This window comes from Streptomyces sp. NPDC048111, assembly GCF_043202815.1.
In the GTDB taxonomy this organism is placed as follows: domain Bacteria; phylum Actinomycetota; class Actinomycetes; order Streptomycetales; family Streptomycetaceae; genus Streptomyces.
On record NZ_JBIDBD010000002.1, the window covers coordinates 128745 to 147202 of the forward strand.

The window sequence follows — 18458 nt, forward strand, 5'->3', positions numbered from 1 at the left end:
GCCACCCGCCGCCCCCTCCCACCTCACGAGAGGCCTGTGCACCGTGACGTCCGTCCGCAGCCCGCTGCTGAATCTGCTCGCCTCCGCCATACGGTCCCAAGTCCCGGGCGCCGAAGCCGAGTTCTGGCTGCGCGCCGCGGCGCTCGGCACTCCGCTGGTGGAGGCCGATCCGGACGGCGACCCCGAGCACCGGCTCGTCACGTTCCTGTGGCGCGACGACCCGGCGGCCCCGGCCGCCGATGTCCTCACCCTGGTCCACACGGTCACCGACCGCGACCGGCACGCGGGCCGGCTCGAACCGCACCTGATGCGCAGGCTCGACGGCACATCGGTCTGGTTCCTCAGCCACCGGCTGCGCGCCGACCACCGCGCCTCGTACCAGTTCCACATCGGCCGGGGCCCGCGCGCCGACCTTCTGCGCACCGACCGGGCGTCCTGGCGGCGCGTGCTCGACCTGGCCGTGCCCGACCCGCTCAACTCCCGCCCCGCGCTGGCCTCCCCGGCCGGCCGCGCCCCCGCCTCCGTCTTCGCGCTGCCCTCCGCTCCCCCGCAGCCGTACGTCGTGCGCCGCCCCGGCACCGCCCGGGGCCGCACGCCGACCGAGCGGGTCGACGGCCGCGACATCGGCGTGCACCTGCCGCCCGGCCACACGCGCGACGCCGGCCCGTACGCGGTGGCCGTCCTGTTCGACGGCGAGATGTGGGGGCCGGTGCTCGGGATCGGCGACAGCCTCGACCTGCTGCATGCCGACGGGGCCGTGCCACCGACGGTGACGCTCCTCGTGGACACCATGGGCCGCCGCATGGAGGACCTCGGCTGCAACCCCGCGTTCGTGGACTGGCTCGCGGACGGGCTGTTGCCGTGGGCGGCCCGCACCTACGGGGCGGATCTCGCGCCGCAACGCACGGTCGTCGCGGGCCAGAGCGCGGGCGGCCTGACGGCCGCGTTCGCGGCCTTCCACCGGCCCGACCGCTTCGGCCTCGCGCTGTCCCAGTCCGGTTCCTTCTGGTGGCCGGACGAATCCGAGCTCGGCCCGGAGTGGCTCACCCGGCAGTACGCCTCGGCCGCGCGGCGGCCCGTCCGGCTGCGCCTCGAGGTGGGCCTTCAGGAGTGGATGCTGCTCGCCGAGAACCGGCGGCTGCGCAACGTGCTGCGGGCGCGGGGGTACGAGGTGGCGTACGAGGAGTTCAACGGCGGCCACGACTACGCCTGTTGGCGCGGCGGCCTGGCCTCGGGCCTTGCGGCCCTGCTCGGTACCGCCTGAGCCGCCGGAGCGCTCTCCCCATCGATTCGGAGGCGCCCCGGCGACGCGGACCGCCGCCGGGATCAGGCCACCTTCGGCGCCGGGTCCTGCGCCCCCGCTCCCTCCTGTACGTCGTTGAACGGGGGCGGCTGCGGCGGGTCCTTGGGGAGGCGCAGCGCCGGCAGGGCGCCGAGCGCGACCAGACCCGCCGTCGCCCACACCGCGATCCGGAACGGGCCCGGGTCGACCGGCCCGGCCCCGTGGCCCGCGCCGCCGACCAGCGCCGCGCACACCGCGATGCCGGCGGCGCCGCCCAGGGTGCGCACGATCTGGAAGAGCCCCATGGCGTTGCCCATGTCCGGCGGTGCGAGCGTCTCGAACCCGGCGAGCTGCACGGTGAGCACGGCCGTGCCGAGCACCAGGCCGATGGCGAACATCAACGCCCTTACGGACCAGGCGTGTTCAGCCACCCCCGGCAGCGCGAGCGCCGCGAAGACCAGGGCCGCGAGCAGCAGCGCGGGCACCACCAGGCGGCGCGGGCCGATCCTGGGCAGGAGCCGGTCCACCACCTGCGACGCGAACATCAGGCCGATCGCCTCGGGGAAGACGCTGAGGCCCGCGTCGAGCGCGGAGGCGCCGAGGGCCGCCTGGTAGAGCAGCGGGAAGACGAACAGGACGCCCATCAGCCCGGCGGCCGTCACCCCGGCGAGCGCGGAGGCGGTGCCGTACGCCCGGTCCCTGAAGAGCCTGAGCCGCAACAAGGGCTGTACGGAACGCAGTTGATGGAGGACGGCCGCCACCAGGAGCATGCCGCCGAGCACCGCGCTGATCGCCACCGCGGGACGGCCCCAGCCCTGCGAGGGGCCGAAGCCCAGCGCGTAGGTGAGCAGGCCGAGCGCCGGGGTGACGAGCAGGAAGCCGGTGCGGTCGAAGGGCCCCGCACTCCCTTCGACGTGCTCGCGCAGCCCGAAGACGCCGAGCAGGACCGCGGCCGTGCCGATGGGCACGTTCACGAAGAACAGCCAGTGCCAGGTGAGGTGTTCGGTCAGCAGGCCGCCGAGCGGCGGTCCGAGGGCCGGCATGAGAGCGGTCGGCACGATGAGGACCTTGCCGAGCCGGGCCCGCTCGTGCGGCTCGAACGCCCGGAACAGCAGCGTCATGCCGACCGGCGTGAGCAGTCCGCCCGCCAGGCCCTGCACCCCCCGGGCGACCACCAGGGTCGCCAGGTTCTGGGCCAGTCCGCAGACGGCGGAGGCGAGCGTGAACGCGGCGAGCGAGGTGAGGAAGATCCGCTTGGTGCCGAAGCGGTCACCCAGCCAGCCGGCCACCGGCAGGGCCAGCGCGAGGGCCACGAGGAACGCCGTTTCGACGGTGTTGGCCGCCGAGACGGGCTGCCCGAAGTCGCCCGCGATGGTGAACAGGGCCGGGTTGACGATCGTCGAGTCCAGGCCGTTCATGCACATGGCGGCCGTGTAGACGAGGACGACGGCGACCCGGGGCCGTATCCGGGGCCGCACGAGGAGCGAGCTCACCGGGCCGGACCCGATGCCAGGGCGGTCCAGTGCGCGTCGATCCACTCCAGGGCCTCGGCCCTCGGGCAGGGGCCGTGCACGACGTGCCAGCCGTCCGGCACGGCCGCGAAGGAGGGCCACAGGGAGTGCTCGTCCCGCGCGTTGACCAGGACGGTGAACGCGGCGGACTCGCCGTCCGCGTCGAAGGGGTTGGTGGGCGCGTCGCTCATCGGGCGTTCTCCAGCTCGGTCAGACGGTCGGCGACCACGCGGGCGATGTGCGCGATCGGCTCGGGCAGGGTCATGTCCTTGTGCGAGCAGGCGACATCGGTGTTGGTGATGTGCCCGTCGACATGGGGGGTCCAGGTGTCCGGGGTCAGGGTGTCGTCGATCGTGTCGACGGTGGCCCGGAAGAACAGCACGTCGCCGCGGAAGACCCGGTGGTCGTAGCGGCGCACCAGATCGTTGGTGTTGAGGTAGATGTCGCCGAGCGCCTCGATGGTGGTGGTCGGCAGGGCGGCCAGCGGGCTGCCCTCGCGCTGGAGCACCTCCACCACGTTGGGCGTGGTCAGCGGCTTGCCCTCCAGGCTGTCGGGCCCGTAGCCGCCCATGGTGAGCAGCGATTCGAGGGCTTCGGCCCGGTCGGAGCGCGGCAGGTCGCGGAAGCCCTCGGCGGGGTAGGCGTCGAGGATCGCGAGGAGTTCGACGCGCTGTCCCTCCTCCTGGAGGTGGGTGGCGACGGCGTGCGCGATGATGCCGCCGGTCGACCAGCCGAGCAGCCGGTAGGGGCCTTCGGGCTGCACCTCACGGATGCGCGCCGCGTAGTGGGCGGCCAGCTCGTCCAGGCTCGCGGGCAGCGGCTCGCGCGCGGTGGCCTCGCCCACCCCCTGGGCCTGGAGCCCGTACAGCGGTACGTCCGGGGGCAGTTGGCGGATGAGCCCGGCGTAGCACCAGCTCAGGCCGCCGGCGGGGTGGACGCAGTGCACGGGGGCGCGGTCGCCCTCGCGCGTCGGGCGCAGGGGCAGCAGCACGTCCAGCGGGTCCTCGTCGCGGTCCGCGTCCAGGCTCGCTTCGAGCGCGGCGACGGTCGGCGCCTGGAAGACGGTGCCGATGGACACCTGCGCGCCGAGCAGCGCCTTGATGCGGGCCGCGAGCCGCACGGCGAGCAGGGAGTGGCCGCCGAGTTCGAAGAAGTTGTCGTCCACGCCCACCTTCGGCAGGCCCAGCACCTCGGCGAAGATCGCGCACAGCTGTTCCTCGCGCGGGCTGCGCGGCGGCCGTCCGGCGGCGGCCGTGGCAGGCCGCTCGGGGGCGGGCAGCGCCGTGCGGTCCAGTTTGCCGTTGCTGGTGAGCGGCAGCCGGTCGAGCGGCACCACGGTGGACGGCACCATGTGCACCGGCAGCTCCCGTGCCGTGTGCGCCCTGAGCTGAGCCGGATCCACGGACGCGTCCACGACGGCGTAGCCGATGATGCGCCGGTCGCCGGGGCTGTCCTCGCGCACCACCACGGCCGCGTCGGCGACGGCCGGGTGCGCCGCCAGCACGGCCTCGATCTCGCCGAGTTCGATGCGGAAGCCCCGGATCTTCACCTGGTGGTCGGCGCGCCCGAAGTACTCCAGGGTGCCGTCCGCGCGGCGCCGCGCGAGGTCGCCCGAGCGGTACATGCGGCTGCCGCTCTCGCCGAAGAGGTGCGCGTGCGGGTCTGCGACGAAGCGGGTGGCGGTGAGCGCGGCCCTGCCGAGGTAACCGCGGGCCAGGCCCTCCCCCGCCACGTACATCTCACCGGTCACGCCGGGCGGCACGGGCTCCAGGTGCTCGTCCAGTACGTAGACGCGCAGGTCGGGGATGTTGACGCCGATGGTGCTCGAACTCGCTCCGGCCGCGGTCGCCCGGTCGAGCGGGAAGTGCGTGACGTGGACGGTGGTCTCGGTGATGCCGTACATGTTGACCAGCGCGGGCGCGTCCTCGGCGTGCCGGTCGTACCAGTCGTCCAGCCGGCCGAGCTCCAGCGCCTCGCCGCCGAACACCACGTAGCGCAGGGCGAGTTGGCCGTCCTCGTCGCGGTCGGCGGCGGCCAGCTGGTAGAAGGCCGACGGGGTCTGGTTGAGCACGGTGACCCGCTCGCGGGCCAGCAGCCGGTGGAAGGCGGCCGGGTCGCGGCTGACGAGGTGCGGCACGACCACCACGCGGCCCCCGTACAGGAGGGCACCCCACAGCTCCCACACGGAGAAGTCGAAGGCGTACGAGTGGAAGAGGGTCCAGGTGTCGTCGGGCCCGAAGCCGAACCAGTGGTCGGTGGCGGTGAAGAGCCGGGTCACGTTGTGCTGGGTGACGACGACGCCCTTGGGGCGGCCGGTGGAGCCGGAGGTGTAGATGACGTACGCCGGATCGCCGGGCTCCAGCGGTCTCGTGCGGTCCGCCTGGGTGAGCGGCCCGGTGGCGTACCCGGCTGCCGCGTCCCCGTCCACGGTGATGACGGGGAGCGTGTGGGCGGGCAGCCGGGGCGCGGTCGCCGTGTCGGTGACGAGCGCGGCGGGCCGGGCGTCCTCCAGCATGTGCGCGAGGCGGTCGGCCGGGTAGTCCGGGTCGAGCGGAAGGTAGGCGGCGCCGGCGAGGGAGACCGCGAGCAGGCCGGTGACGAGGTCGAGCGAGCGGGGCAGGGCGAGGGCCACGATGGAGCCGGGGCCGATCCCCCGGTGCGCCAGGAGACGGGCCAACTGGTGTGCCCGGGCGGAGAGTTCGGCGTAGCCGAGGTGTGTGTCACCGTGGCTGGCGGCGATCCGGTCCGGATGGCGGCGGGCGGCTGCCTCGAAGACGTCGGCCAGGGTGGTGGGCGGCGCGGCGGGCGGCGCCTCGGCGGGGGTGTTCCACTCGACGAGGGCGCGCTGCCGCTCGTCGGCGCCGAGCAGCGGCAGCGCGCCGAGCGGGGTGTCCGGCGCGGCGGCGGCCGCCTCCAGGAGCCGGACGAGCCGGTCACTGAGCGCCTGGGCGGTGGCGCGGTCGAAGAGGTCGGTGCGGAACTCCAGGAAGCCGTCGATACCGCCGTCGGCCTTCTCTCCGGCGTTGAGCGTGAGGTCGAACTTGGCCGTGCCGGAGGGGACGGCGGTCAGGCGGGCGGACGTGTCGGGGCCGAGCGCGAAGCGGGTGTCGGGCACCGACTGCCAGGCGAGCATGACCTGGAAGAGCGGGTGACGGGCCAGCGAGCGGGGCGGGTTGAGCGCCTCGACCAGGTGGTCGAAGGGCAGCTCGTCGTGCTCGAAGGCGGCGAGCGTGGTGGCGCGCACGCGGTCCAGGAGCTCGTGGAAGGTGGGCTCGCCCGAGGTGTCGGTGCGCAGCACCACGGTGTTGGTGAAGAAGCCGACCAGCCCGGCCGTGGTGTCGTCGTCGCGCCCCGCGACGGGTGTGCCGACGGGGATGTCGGTGCCGCAGCCGTGCCGGGTGAGGAGCGCGGCGAGGCCTGCCTGCACGGTCATGAACACGCTCGCGCCGTGGGCGCGGGCGAGGCGGCCCAGCGCCTGGTGGGTGTCGGCGCCGAGGGCGAAGGGCACGGTGTCGCCCCGGTGGGAGGCGACGGGCGGACGGGGCCGGTCGGCGGGCAGCTCCAGCTGGTCGGGCAGGCCCGCGAGGGCGCCCTTCCAGTGGGCGAGGTGGGCGGCGGCGCGGGCGGTGGGCTCGGCCGCGGTGCCGAGGAGGCGGTGCTGGTGGGCGGCGTGGTCCGCGTACTGGATCTCCAGCGGGGCGAACTCGGGTGCGCGGCCCGCCCGTCGGGCCGTGTAGGCGGTGGCCAGGTCGCGGGCGAGCGGGGTGGTGGACGCGCCGTCGCCGGCGATGTGGTGGAGCAGCAGGAGAAGGGTGTGCCGGTCGGGTGCGGAGGTGAACAGGAAGACGCGCAGCGGGGGTTCGGATGCGAGGTCGAAGCAGTGCCGGACCGCGTCGGCCAGGTCGTCCCCGGGGGCCGCGAGGTGGAGCCGCGGCCGGGCCGAGGGGTGGTCGGCGGGGAGTATGTGCTGGTGGGGTTGGCCGTCGGCGGCGTTGTCGATGGTGGGATATACGGTTCTGAGTGTCTCGTGGCGGCCGCTCAGATCGTGCAGTGCCGCCCGCAGCGCGGCGAGGTCGACGGGCCCGTCGAGGCTGAGGACGAGCGGGATGTTGTAGGTGGGGCTGGGGCCTTCGAGGCGGTGCAGGAACCACAGGCGCTGCTGCGCCGGGGACAGCGGGAGGTGGGCGGTGCGGGGAACGGGGGTCGGCGGCACGGCGGGGCCGTCGCCGGATGCGGTGCGTACGAGCGCGGCGAGCGCGCGCGGGGTGGCGTTGCGGAACACGTCCGCGAGGCGCGTTCCGGCGCCGAAGGTCTCCCGCATACGGGCGGCGAGGCGGGCCGCGAGCAGCGAGTGACCGCCGAGGTCGAAGAAGTTCGCGTCCGCCGGGGGCGCGGTGCCGAGGCCCAGGAGGTCGGCGAAGAGCCCTCGGACGATGTCGGTGTGCGGGGCCGCTGAGCCCGTGAACTCCGGCGCCGTGTACCCGAGTTCGGTCTGCGGGGTCGGATCGGGCAGGGCCCGGTGGTCCAGCTTGTCGTTGGCGGTGCGCGGCAGCTCCCCGAGCAGCGTGACGTCGGCCGGGACCATGTGCTCGGGCAGCGCGGCGGCGAGGTGGTCCCGCAGGGCGCGGGCGAGGAGGGGGGCGGGGCCGTCCTGGGCGGGGACCGCGTAGGCGAGGAGGCGCTTGCCTTGAGGCGTGTCCCGGGCGATGACCGCGGCCTGGGCCACCTCGGGGTGGGCCGCCAACACCGCCTGGATTTCGCCGAGTTCGATGCGGAAGCCGCGGATCTTCACCTGGTCGTCGCCCCGGCCGAGGAACTCCAGGGTCCCGTCGGGACGCCTGCGCACCAGGTCGCCGGTGCGGTACATACGGGCTCCGGGTGCGCCGTGGGCGGCGCCGAAGGGGTCGGCGACGAACCGTTCGGCGGTGAGGTCGGGGCGGCCGAGGTAGCCGCGGGCTAGGCAGGCGCCCGCGACGTACAGCTCGCCGGTCACGCCGTCGGGCGCGGGACGCAGGGCACCGTCGAGGACGTACACGCGCGAACCGCGGACGGGGCGCCCCACCGCGGCGGGCCTTTCGTCGCCCGCAGGGCCGGTCGCGGCGGGCGTTTCGTCGTCGGAGAGGCCGGCAGCGGCGGGCCTTTCGTCGTCGGTGAGGCCGGCAGCGGCGGGCGTTCCGCCGCAGGCAGGGCCGGTCGCGGCGAGCCAGTAGTAGGCGTCGACGGTCGTCTCTGTGGGCCCGTACAGGTTGACGGGGTGGAGTCCCTCGGTCGAGGCGAGCCGCTCCCACAGCGGCGCGGGCACGCTCTCGCCGCCGACGACGAGGACGGCCGGCCGGTGCCGGCCCTCGTCGAGGAGGCCTTCCGCGAGGAGTGCCTCGGCATACGAAGGGGTGACGTCGAGATAGTCGATGCGGTGCTCGTGGACGTGGGCCGCGAGGGCGGCGGGGTCGCGGTAGGCGGCGTCGTCCAGGAGGTGCAGCTCGTGGCCGTGCACCATCCACAGGAGCGGGTCCCAGGAGGCGTCGAAGGCGAAGGAGGCGCTGTGCGCCACGCGCAGCCGGTGGCGGCCCGTGCGGGCGACGGCGGGGCCCACGTGGTCGGTGCCGTGCCCGGCGAGGAGGTTGGCGAGCGAGGCGTGGGTGACGACGACGCCCTTGGGGCGTCCGGTGGATCCGGAGGTGTGGATGATGTAGGCGGCGTCGGCGGCGGCGGGGGCCGGGCCGGGGGCCGTGGCGGGGTGCCCGGCGAGCGCGGTGGCCGTTTCCGGCGCGTCGAGCGCGAGCACGGGCAGGCCGTGCGCGGGAAGGGCCGCCAGGGTGGTGGTGGTGCCGATGACGCAGGCCGGCCGTCCGTCGTCGAGGACGGCGAGGGTCCGGGCCTCGGGGTGGCCGAGGTCGAGCGGCTGGCACACGCCGCCCGCCTTCAGGACGGCGAGCAGCGCCATGACCATGCCGACGCCGCGCGGCAGCGCGAGGGCGACGGGCACCTCGGCGGCCACGCCGCGGGCGGCCAGTTCACGGGCCAGTCGGTTGGCGGCGGCGTCCAGTTCCGCGAAGGTCGCCGTGGCGTCGGCGGCCCGGACGGCGACCGCGTGCGGGGTGCGGGCGGCCTGGGCCGCGAAGGCCTCCGGCAGGGTGTCCCGCGCGGGCGGCTCGGTGCGCCCGGAGGTCACCCGGGCCACCTCGGCGGGGGGCAGCAGGTCGAGGGTGCCGATGGGGCGGTGGGGGTCGGTGAGGAGGAGGTCGGTCAGCGCGTCGAGGTAGTGCCGCAAGGTGTGCCGGTGGCCTTCGAGTTCCGCGGCACCGTAGCGGCCGGGGTGCGCGTCGATGCTGAGCCGGAGCGTGCCGCCCGGGCCGGGCGCGGCGCCGACGGCCAGGTCTTCGACGGGCCCCGCGGCCAGGTTGCGGACGCGGCCGGACAGCCCGGCGAAGGCGAGGTCGCCGTCGAACGGCTTGATGTTGACCATCGGGCCGGTGAGCGGCGCGTCCTTCGCGGTGAGGGCGAGGTCGCGGCGCAGGTCCGCCTGCGGGTAGCGCTGGTGGCGGCGGACCGCGCGCACTTCGAGCACGACCCGGCGCAGGAGTTCGGCCGCGGTGTCCTGGGGACGTACGGAAAGCCGCAGCGGCAGGACGTTGACGGTCATCGCCGGAGTGCGCAGGGCGGCGGGCTCGCGGCGGTTGGTGAGCGGCAGCCCGAGCACCACCTCGCTCGCGCCGGTCGTGCGGTGCAGGTGGCCGGCGGTGGCGGCGATGACGAGTTCGGCCCAGGTGGCCCGGGCCGCGTCGGCGGCGCGCGCGAGGCGGTCGAGGGACCCGGCGGGGAGTTCGGTGACCGAGCGGTGAGGCGGGCCGGGCTCGGCCGACGCGGCACGGCCGGTGGCCAGGGTGACGGGCTCGGGGCGGTCCCCGGTGCGCCCGGCCCAGAACTCCCGGTCCTCGGCGTACTGTTCGCCGCCCAGATAGCGGCTCTCGTCCGCCACGAGGTCGCGCAGCGGAGCGAACCGGCGGACCGGCGGTTCCGTGCCGGCCGCGTGGGCGGTGTAGAGCTCGGCCGTGCGGCGTCCGATGAGCTGGAGGGCGTAGGCGTCCACGGCGATGTGGTGCACGCGCTGGTACCACCAGTACCGGTCGTCGGCGAGGCGGATGAGCGCCTGGGTCATGAGCCCGCCCCGGGCCCCCCACTGCGCCTCACTGGCCCCGCTCCTCGCCTCGCCGGCCCCGCCCCGCGCCCCGCGGACGCCGGACGGTTCCGCGTGGAGCGCCTCGCCCGTCAGGTCGGCGGGAGTGTCGAGGTCCGCCCGGATCCAGCGTTCCGCGGCGGCCCGCGGGTCCTCGTCCGACCGCAGGTCGAGCCGGTGGAGCGGGGTGGGGGCGGCCGGGTCCATGACCTGCTGGACCGGCACCCCGTCCCGTTCGGTGACCCTCAGCCGCAGGGTGTCCGCCTCGGCCACCGTGCGCCGCAGGGCCTGCTCGAAGAGGCCCTCGTCCAGCGCACAGTCGATCTCCACCACGTCCGCGGTGTTGAACTCCGGGCTGAGCGGAGCGAGTTGGTGTGCGTAGTGGATACCGGCCTGCGCGGCGAGCAGGGCGACCTCGTCCGGACGCTGATGCATGTCTGACAACTCCCCAGAAGAAATACGGCCTCTGACCGCACCGGACACACCAGCGCGAACTTAGGTAAGGCTAAGTTATCTTGCCTTGTGTGATGGTTTCGACCACCACCTCGTCACACCCCGCCCCGACCCCCCGAAGAGGAGCTCATGACGCCCGCCCCCGCCCCGCGACCTCTCGCCGACCTCAAGTCCGCGATCCGGGAACGCGTTTCCGGCCACACCGAGGAACTGCTCGCCCTCAGCCACCGGATCCACGGGCACCCCGAGACGGCTTTCGCCGAGCACCGGGCCGCCGCCTGGTGTGCCGAGGCGCTGCGTGCGCACGGCTTCGCCGTGACGGCCCCGGCCCACGGCCTGGAGACCGCGTTCCGGGCCACGGCGGGTTCGGGCCCCCTCACCGTGGCGATCGCCTGCGAGTACGACGCCCTGCCGGGCCTCGGCCATGCCTGCGGCCACAATCTGATCGCCGCGGCCGGCGTCGGAGCGGCCCTCGGCCTCGCCCCGTACGCGGATGAACTGGGCCTGACGGTCCGGGTGTTGGGCACCCCGGCCGAGGAGCGCGGCGCGGGCAAGGCACTGCTCCTTGACGCCGGGGCATTCGACGGGGTGGACGCGGCGATGATGGTCCACCCCTGCCCGTTCGACCTGGCCGACTTCCGGTCCTTCGCGCTCGGCACCCTGTCGGTGACCTACACCGGCCGGGCCGCGCACCCGAGCCTCAATCCGCACGAGGGCCGCAACGCGGCCGACGCGCTGACCGTGGCCCAGGTGGCCCTCGGCCTGCTGCGTCAGCACCTGCCCTCCGAGTGGCGGGTGCACGGCATCACGACCGCGGCGGGCACGGCGCCCAACACGATCCCGGACCGGGCGACGGCCGAGTACGAGATACGGGCATCGGCCGCCGAGGACCTGGCCGAACTGCGCGAGCGCGTCGAGGCGTGCTTCCGGGCCGGAGCCCTGGCCACCGGCTGCGAGGTCGCCCTGGAGCGGCCCGAGCCCGACTACCTCGACTTCCGCGGCGATCCCGCCCTCACCGGCTATTGGCGCCGGAACGCGCGGGCCCTCGGGAGGCCCGAGCCGGTCGAGCGCCCGCCGTTCGCCTGCACCGACATGGGCAACGTCTCGCACGTCGTGCCGTCCATCCATCCGGTGCTCGACATCAGCGGAGGCGTCTGCGGACCGCACGAGGCGGAGTTCGCCGAAGCCGCGGTGTCACCGGCGGCCGACCGCGCCGTCCTGGACGGTGCGGTCGGCATGGCGTGGACGGCCGCGGACTTCGCGTTCGCCAAGTCCCGCGCCGTGTACGGCGCCTGACGGGCCATCAACCGACTGCGGCTGCCCCGCGCCGTTCCAGGGCGGGGCGGCCGGAGCGGCGCGTGGGCGGTCAGGACGCGGTCAGGGCCTTGGTGATGTCGTTCATGACGACACCGCTGGCGAGCGGACCGCCGCGGGTCGACCAGACGGAACCGTCCACCGTGACCACGTGGTTCTTCTTGACCGCGCCGAGTTCGCTGTAGGCGGGCTTGGCCTGGACGTCCTTGAGGGCCTTCTCGCCGTCCGAGGTGAGGCTGGACAGGAACAGCCAGTCGCCGTCGATCTCGTTGATCTTCTCCAGGCTCAGCGACGGCGAGTGGGCGTTTCCGTCCTTGTTCTGGCCGGCCGGGCGCTTGAGGCCCATCTCCTGGGCCACACCACTGGCGAACTGCTTGGTGTCCATGACGCTCGGGCCGTCCGGGTTCCAGCGGACGATGGACAGGGCAGCCCCCTTGTTGGCGCCGAGCTTCTCGCCGGCCGCCTTGGCCGCGCTCTCGTGGTCGGCGATGACCTTGTTGGCGTCCGCCAGCTTGTTGACGGCGTTGCCGATGCCGCGCAGGCTCAGCTTCCAGTCGTCGGTCGGCGCCATCGTGACGAGGGTCGCCGGGGTGATCTCGCGCAGCTGCTTGAGCACCTGCTCGTCCTGGAGGTCACCGGCCAGGATCAGATCGGGCTTGGCCGCGACCACCTTGTCCATGACCGGCTGGAGCAGATTGCCGACGACGTCGATGCCCTGGACCTTGTCGGCCAGGTAGGCCGGCGGCTTGGCCAGGCCCTGGCCGTTGGTGATGCCGACCGGCTTGATGCCGAGCGACAGCACCGCGTCCAGGTCCTCCTGAGTGAGCGTCACGATGCGCTGCGGGGCGGTCGGCACCTGCACCGCACGGCCGGTGGCGTCCTTGACCGTGCGGGAGGCGGGGGCGCCGGCGTCCTTCGCCGCGTCCTTGCCCTTGTCTCCCTTGTCCGAGCCGGAGTCGGAGCCGCAGCCCGTGAGCAGCAGCGCCGCGGCACCGAGGGCGGCGACGGCCTGGACCGCGCGGCGGGCGGCGGTGGGTCGGGGACGGGACAGGGTCATCAACAGCTCCGGGTTCAAAGGGACATGAGCAGACGAAAGGAGCGCACGGAAGCACCCCCGGCAGACCGGCGGGCACCGCGTCACGCAGACACGTTAAGGTTAGGCTTACCTTATGGCAAAGCAAAGAACGCGTGTGCCGACGGGTAGGCAGGCGGCCGGGAAACCGGCCGGGGCGCCGCCCGGTGCGGAACATCGTCCGATGCGTCGCTCGGCCATCACCAGGAAAGGCGGCCACCCGTGGAGATTCGCGTCGAGCAACTCACCGCCGGTTACGGCGACCACCGCGCCGTGGCCGGGGTCGATCTGACGATTCCCAGCGGCCGGGTGGTGGCCGTGGTCGGCCCCAACGGCTGCGGGAAGTCGACGCTGCTGCGCTGCGTGGCCCGGCTGCACCAGCCCGAGTCGGGCCGCGTCCTGGTCGGCGAAGCGGACATCTGGCAGCTGCGCCGGCGCGACGCCGCCCACCGCATCGCCCTGCTCCCCCAGGCCCCGCAGGCCCCGGAGGCGGTCACGGTCGCGGGTCTCGTACGGTACGGACGCCATCCGCACCAGGGCCTGTTCCGGCAGTGGTCGCACGCCGACGAGGCGGCGGTGACCGAGGCGCTGCGCGCGACCGGCACCACCGAACTCGCCGACCGCCGCCTCGACCAGCTCTCCGGGGGTCAGCGCCAGCGCTGCTGGCTGGCCATGGCCCTGGCACAGGAGACGCCCGTCGTCCTGCTCGACGAACCCACCAGCGCGCTGGACATCGGGCACGCGGTCGAGGTGCTCGACCTGGTCCGGCAGGTGGCCGCGGCCGGCCGCACCATCGTGATGGTCGTCCACGACCTGGCCGCCGCCGCCCGCTACGCCGACACGGTGGTGGCCATGCGCGCGGGCAGGATCGTCGCCTGCGGCCCCCCGCTCGACGTCATCGACGCCGCGCTCGTACGGGAGTTGTACGGGATCGAGGCGGAGATCCTCACGGCGCCCTCGGACGGCTCCCCCGTCGTGGTGCCCGTAGCCCGCACGACCGCCGCCCGCCCGGCCGCCGTGCCCGCACACTGAGCCGCCCGGCCGCCGGGCCCCAGCGACTCAGGCGCGGGAGGCGTGCCCCGGCAGGTTGTCCACGATCAGACCGAGGGCGAAGTCGAAGCGGTCGTGCCCCGAGCCGGCCGTCAGCTCGGCCGCGTGGCCGCGGATGTGCGGGAACCGGTCGGCCGGCAACGCCTCGAACCTGCTGACCAGTTCGTCCCGGCCGAGCACCCATGCGTGGTCCGCCCGCTTCTGCCGCTGTTCGACCAGGGAGCGCTCCACGGCGTACGCGCTGACGTAGAGGAAGAGGCCGTCGATGGCCCAGGCGGCCGTCTGCGGCTCGACGCCTCCGGCGAGCAGGATCGCCAGCAGCCCCTCGTTCACCCGCAGCGTCTCCAGGTTGGTGGGGAGCATCGCGAGTGCGGCCCGGGAGACGCCCGGGTACGCCAGGAACTGGTCGCGCAACTGGCCGCACACATCGCGGACTTGGCTCCGCCACAGCGCCGGGTCGGGCTCGGGGAGCACGACCTGTGCGCAGAGCCGCCCGATGACCAGGTCGTCGATGTCGTCCTTGTTGACGATGTGCGCGTACAGCGAGGACGGCCCGGTCCCCAGGACGTGCGTGATCCTTCGGACGGTCAGCGCGTCGTAGCCCTCGGCGGCGATGACGTGCAGCGCCGCGTCGGTGATCCGCTCCAGCGTGATGGGCGCCCTCTTCCTCGGGGCGGGCTGCGGCGCGGAAGGCTCAGAGGCGGCCGGCGGCTGCGCGTGGCGGGCGGCTCGGCCCCGTTGCGCGTGATCGGCGGGCATGGGGCCATTCTAACTGGACCTGAACTTAGTTCGTCCGGGCGGGCCGATGCCCTGTCCGGCGGTGACCGGACAGGGTCCCGCCCTCCATCAGTGGCCCGCGGTGAGTTCGCCGCTGAGCCTGCCGTGCAGGAGGGCGCTCGGGTCGTTGAGCCCGATGATCTCGACGGACTTGCCCCGCTGGGCGTACTTGGCCTCGATGGCGTCCAGGGCGGCCACCGACGAGGCGTCCCAGATATGGGCCGCGCCCAGGTCCACGACGACCTTGTCCGGGTCGGTGGCGTAGCGGAACTGCCCGACCAGGTCGTTGGAGGAGGCGAAGAACAGCTCTCCGGTGACGCGGTAGACCACGGTGGTGCCGTCGGGGTCGGTGACGGCGGTGACCTCCGCGAGGTGGGCGACGCGCTTGGCGAAGACGACCATGGCGGTGACGGATCCGACGACCACACCGATGGCGAGATTGTGGGTGGCGACCACACAGGCCACGGTGATGACCATGACGGCGATCTCCCCGGCAGGCATCCGCTTCAGGGTCTTCGGGGCGATGGAGTGCCAGTCGAAGGTCGCGAACGACACCATGACCATGACGGCGACGAGGGCGGCCATCGGGATGTCGGAGACGACCGGGCCGAACACGACGCACAACACCATGAGGAACGCGCCGGCCAGGAAGGTGGACAGCCGGGTGCGGGCCCCGGACACCTTCACGTTGATCATCGTCTGGCCGATCATCGCGCAGCCGCCCATGCCGCCGAAGAAACCGGTGACGATGTTGGCGATGCCCTGGCCGACGGACTCCCGCGTCTTGTTGGAGTGCGTGTCGGTGATGTCGTCGACCAGCTTCGCGGTCATCAGGGACTCCATCAGACCGACGAGCGCCATGGCGAAGGCGTACGGGGCGATCGTCGTCAGCGTGTCGAGCGTGAACGGCACGTCGGGCAGGCCCGGGACCGGCAGCGACGAGGGCAGCGCGCCCTTGTCCCCGACGGTCGGCACGGCGATCCCGGCCGCCACGGTGACGACGGTCAGGATGAGGATGGAGACGAGCGGCGCGGGGACGACGGTGGTGATCCTCGGGAAGAACACCATCAGGGCGAGCCCGGCGACGATCAGCGGATACACGGCCCAGGGCACGTTCCGCATCTCCGGCACCTGCGCCATGAAGATCAGCACGGCCAGCGCGTTGACGAAGCCGACCATCACCGAGCGGGGCACGAAGCGCATCAGTTTCGCGACGCCCAGCGCGCCCAGGACGATCTGGAAGACGCCGGCCAGGATCACCGCGGCGATCATGTAGCCGAAGCCGTGGTCACGGTTGAGGGGGCCGATCACGAGCGCCACCGCTCCGGTCGCGGCCGAGATCATCGCCCGGCGTCCGCCGACGACCGAGATCGTCACCGCCATGGTGAACGCGGCGAACAGACCGATGGCCGGGTCGACGCCCGCGATCACGGAGAACGAGATCGCCTCGGGGATCAGCGCGAGGCCGACGACCAGGCCGGCCAGCACCTCGGTGCGCCAGACCTTCGGGTCGTTCAGCCAGTCGGGCCTGAGGCCGCGCAGGCGGGCGGCGGGGGACACAGCGGCAGCGGAAGTCACAGCGGCGGGAACCTGTCGTGCTCGGGCACACCGGTCGGCAGGACGGCGTGCGGAAGGAAGCAGGGCGGGTCGGCGCCCGGCGGGGGCTGCGCGGGTGCGCGGAGCCCGAACGTCGAGGGGGACGGGCGGGCCGGGGCGGCCCGGCTCACGTCCGGAGGCGCGGCGTCACGGCGGACAAGCGGCGGGCAGCATGGGCTCGCGCACGCTTCTCCTCGCAGGACTGGGAACTTGGCGGGGGCGACGTCGGCCCCGGCATCGGGAAGGCGGGGCGCCGTGATCCGTCGCGCCGTCGCACGAGTCTACCCTTCGGCGGGCCGGTGCCGGGGTGGTGGCCGTGTCATGCACACCCCACCCGGGCGGCGCCGCGGCGCGTGAGCGGCGGGTTCGGGGGGATACGGGGGCCATGACGGAAACCCCACACGGCTCTGCGGACGAGGAGCCCAGCGACCCCACCGACCTCTCGGCCCACTCCTGGACGGCGGTGCTGCGCCGCACCGGCCGGGAGTTCCTCGACGACGACCTGCCCGACAAGGCCGCCGCCCTCACCTACTACGGCGTCCTGTCGCTGTTCCCCGCACTGCTGGTGCTGGTCTCGTTGCTCGGGGTGATCGGCGAGAAGGCGACCCGGGGCATCCTCGACAACCTGGGCCATCTCACCCCGGGGCCCGTGCACGACCTGCTCGACAGTGCGGTGCGCCAGCTCCAGGACAAGGGCGGCGCGAGCGGCGTCGTCGCGGTGGTGAGCCTGGTCGCGTCGATCTGGTCGGCGTCCAGTTACGTCGCCGCGTTCATACGCGCCGCGAACGCCGTGTACGACCTGCCGGAGGGGCGGCCCGCCTGGAAGCTCACACCGCTGCGGCTGCTCCTGACGGTCGCGCTGATGGTACTGCTCGCCGCCAGCGCGGTGATCGTCGTCTTCACCGGTCCGCTGGCCCAGCGCGCCGGTGACGCCATCGGAGTGGGCGGGGCGGCGGTCACGACGTGGAACATCGCCAAGTGGCCCGTGCTGCTGCTCCTGGTGATCCTCATGGTGGCGCTGCTGTTCTGGCGCGCCCCCAACGTCCGTGGCCCGGGCCTGCGTTGGCTCAGCCCGGGCAGTGTGCTCGCGGTGCTCCTGTGGCTGGTGGCGTCCGCCGGCTTCGCGCTGTACGTGGCCAACTTCGGCTCGTACAACAAGACCTACGGCACCCTGGCGGGCCTGGTCATCTTCCTCATCTGGCTGTGGCTGTCCAACCTGGCGATCCTGCTCGGCCTCGAACTCGACGCCGAACTCGCCCGGCAGCGCGCCATCAGCGGCGGGCTGCCCGAGGGCGAGGAGCCGTACGTCGAGCCGCGCGACACCCGCAAGTGGCCGGCCCGGATGCGCCGCCGGGTGAGCCGACGGCGCCATCGGCCGAGCACCTGAAGGCTTCTCGCAGCACCATCTCCGTTGTGCGTGAGCCCAGTTGACGATGCCCCGACTTGACGAGACGTCAGATGGCCATGGCCTCCTGGATCCAGCGGTTGACGCGGTACGGCAGCCACCAGGCGAGGCCGCCCACCTGGAGGACGAGACGCTCCTCCAGGAAGTCGGCGAGGACGGCGGGGGCCACCGAGTCGGCCGGGGTCCCGTACACCAGGGCCCCGATCGCCTCGTGGTACTCCGGCTCCTCGGCGGTGAAGCGGCGCAGATCGCCCCAGCGGCGGTCGCGGATCTGCACGAAGCCGGGGCCCTGGCGCCACAGGCACTTGCAGAGGTAGTGCCCCTCGCGCCATGTGCGCAGGTCGCCCGCCGCGTCCGCCGGACCCTCAAGGCGCCGGGGCGGCTGGAGGTGGCTGAGGGTGCGCCAGGTGTCGGCGGGCGCGGCCGGGTCCAGGCGCAGCTTCCACTCGACCAGGACGGCCCGGGCCGTGAGGTCGCGCACCAGGCTCAGGGCCCGCACGGCGCGTTCGGCCGCGCCGGGGGCGTCAAGGTCCGCCAGATCGACGGCCTCGGGCAGCCGGACGCGGCGGGCGCCCGACTCCCACAGCCGGTCGCTCTCCTCGCCCAGGGGGCCGGTCAGTTCCACCTCGCCGAGGTACATCCCGGGCAGCTCGCAGGCGGCCGGGTCGTAGTCGCGCCAGGCGGCGACGGTGAGGGCTTCGGTGACGGTGGTGAGGGCGGTGCTCATCGGACGTGTCCTCCTGCTCCTGGTTCGGACGCTCGCGGGCTCGGAGGCCGACGGGCTCAGACGCTCGCGGGCTCAGACGCTCACGGGCTCAGAC

Annotated in this window: 11 protein-coding genes; 4 read left to right on the forward strand and 7 right to left on the reverse strand. The window is 73.8% G+C overall.

Going from position 1 to position 18458, the window contains the following annotated elements; all coding sequences use genetic code 11:
* The first annotated feature begins 43 nt into the window (after positions 1-43).
* The gene (fes, locus tag ACGF3I_RS05310) at positions 44-1264 is read left to right on the forward strand and encodes an enterochelin esterase (protein WP_393129240.1); all 1221 of its coding nucleotides are present in this window, start codon (positions 44-46) and stop codon (positions 1262-1264) included.
* A 62-nt stretch (positions 1265-1326) separates the two neighbouring features.
* Here the strand turns inward: fes and ACGF3I_RS05315 are convergent, their stop codons facing one another.
* Genes ACGF3I_RS05315 through ACGF3I_RS05325 form a run of 3 tightly spaced genes read right to left on the reverse strand, consistent with a single transcriptional unit; the run spans position 1327 to position 10405 of the window.
* Positions 1327-2775, reverse strand: a complete 1449-nt coding sequence (locus ACGF3I_RS05315) for a DHA2 family efflux MFS transporter permease subunit (protein ID WP_393129241.1) — start codon at positions 2773-2775, stop codon at positions 1327-1329.
* Positions 2772-2984: an MbtH family protein gene (locus ACGF3I_RS05320; RefSeq protein WP_393129242.1), complete on the reverse strand. Its 213-nt coding sequence runs from the start codon at positions 2982-2984 to the stop codon at positions 2772-2774. Before ACGF3I_RS05320 ends, ACGF3I_RS05315 begins: the two co-directional genes overlap by 4 nt.
* Positions 2981-10405, reverse strand: coding sequence for an amino acid adenylation domain-containing protein (locus ACGF3I_RS05325; protein WP_393129243.1), 7425 nt, complete (start codon positions 10403-10405; stop codon positions 2981-2983). The genes ACGF3I_RS05320 and ACGF3I_RS05325 overlap by 4 nt, the downstream gene beginning before the upstream one ends.
* Before the next feature lie 147 nt (positions 10406-10552).
* Between ACGF3I_RS05325 and ACGF3I_RS05330 the strand changes: the two genes are divergently transcribed.
* Positions 10553-11719 carry a M20 family metallopeptidase gene (locus ACGF3I_RS05330; protein WP_393129244.1) on the forward strand — a complete coding sequence of 389 codons (1167 nt, stop codon included), beginning with the start codon at positions 10553-10555 and terminating at the stop codon, positions 11717-11719.
* A 70-nt stretch (positions 11720-11789) separates the two neighbouring features.
* Here the strand turns inward: ACGF3I_RS05330 and ACGF3I_RS05335 are convergent, their stop codons facing one another.
* Positions 11790-12794, reverse strand: a complete 1005-nt coding sequence (locus ACGF3I_RS05335; protein ID WP_393129245.1) for an ABC transporter substrate-binding protein — start codon at positions 12792-12794, stop codon at positions 11790-11792.
* Between the two features lie 237 nt (positions 12795-13031).
* On the opposite strand from ACGF3I_RS05335, the gene ACGF3I_RS05340 reads away from it, so the two are divergent.
* Positions 13032-13841 (forward strand): ABC transporter ATP-binding protein, encoded by an 810-nt coding sequence (locus ACGF3I_RS05340; protein WP_393129246.1) that lies wholly within the window; start codon positions 13032-13034, stop codon positions 13839-13841.
* A gap of 27 nt (positions 13842-13868) precedes the next feature.
* Here the strand turns inward: ACGF3I_RS05340 and ACGF3I_RS05345 are convergent, their stop codons facing one another.
* Together ACGF3I_RS05345 and ACGF3I_RS05350 are read right to left on the reverse strand one after the other, a co-directional pair.
* Positions 13869-14618 carry a TetR/AcrR family transcriptional regulator gene (locus ACGF3I_RS05345; protein ID WP_393129247.1) on the reverse strand — a complete coding sequence of 250 codons (750 nt, stop codon included), beginning with the start codon at positions 14616-14618 and terminating at the stop codon, positions 13869-13871.
* Between the two features lie 87 nt (positions 14619-14705).
* Positions 14706-16196 (reverse strand): SulP family inorganic anion transporter, encoded by a 1491-nt coding sequence (locus tag ACGF3I_RS05350; RefSeq protein ID WP_393129248.1) that lies wholly within the window; start codon positions 16194-16196, stop codon positions 14706-14708.
* 421 nt (positions 16197-16617) lie between these two features.
* Here ACGF3I_RS05350 and ACGF3I_RS05355 point away from each other — a divergent pair, with 421 nt between their 5' ends.
* Positions 16618-17619 carry a YihY/virulence factor BrkB family protein gene (locus ACGF3I_RS05355; protein WP_393129249.1) on the forward strand — a complete coding sequence of 334 codons (1002 nt, stop codon included), beginning with the start codon at positions 16618-16620 and terminating at the stop codon, positions 17617-17619.
* A 67-nt stretch (positions 17620-17686) separates the two neighbouring features.
* Here ACGF3I_RS05355 and ACGF3I_RS05360 read toward each other — a convergent pair whose 3' ends face one another.
* A complete protein-coding gene (locus ACGF3I_RS05360; protein ID WP_393129250.1) occupies positions 17687-18364 on the reverse strand; it encodes a DUF5825 family protein in 678 nt (225 codons plus the stop codon).
* Between the last annotated feature and the right edge of the window lie 94 nt (positions 18365-18458).

What these genes read in the sequence shown, in the direction of transcription:
- ACGF3I_RS05320 (WP_393129242.1), bottom strand. Translation starts at nt 2,984, where the DNA reads ATGAGCGACGCGCCCACCAACCCCTTCGACGCGGACGGCGAGTCCGCC.
- ACGF3I_RS05325 (WP_393129243.1), bottom strand. Translation starts at nt 10,405, where the DNA reads ATGCATCAGCGTCCGGACGAGGTCGCCCTGCTCGCCGCGCAGGCCGGT.
- ACGF3I_RS05330 (WP_393129244.1), top strand. Translation starts at nt 10,553, where the DNA reads ATGACGCCCGCCCCCGCCCCGCGACCTCTCGCCGACCTCAAGTCCGCG.
- ACGF3I_RS05335 (WP_393129245.1), bottom strand. Translation starts at nt 12,794, where the DNA reads ATGACCCTGTCCCGTCCCCGACCCACCGCCGCCCGCCGCGCGGTCCAG.
- ACGF3I_RS05345 (WP_393129247.1), bottom strand. Translation starts at nt 14,618, where the DNA reads ATGCCCGCCGATCACGCGCAACGGGGCCGAGCCGCCCGCCACGCGCAG.
- ACGF3I_RS05355 (WP_393129249.1), top strand. Translation starts at nt 16,618, where the DNA reads ATGACGGAAACCCCACACGGCTCTGCGGACGAGGAGCCCAGCGACCCC.
- ACGF3I_RS05360 (WP_393129250.1), bottom strand. Translation starts at nt 18,364, where the DNA reads ATGAGCACCGCCCTCACCACCGTCACCGAAGCCCTCACCGTCGCCGCC.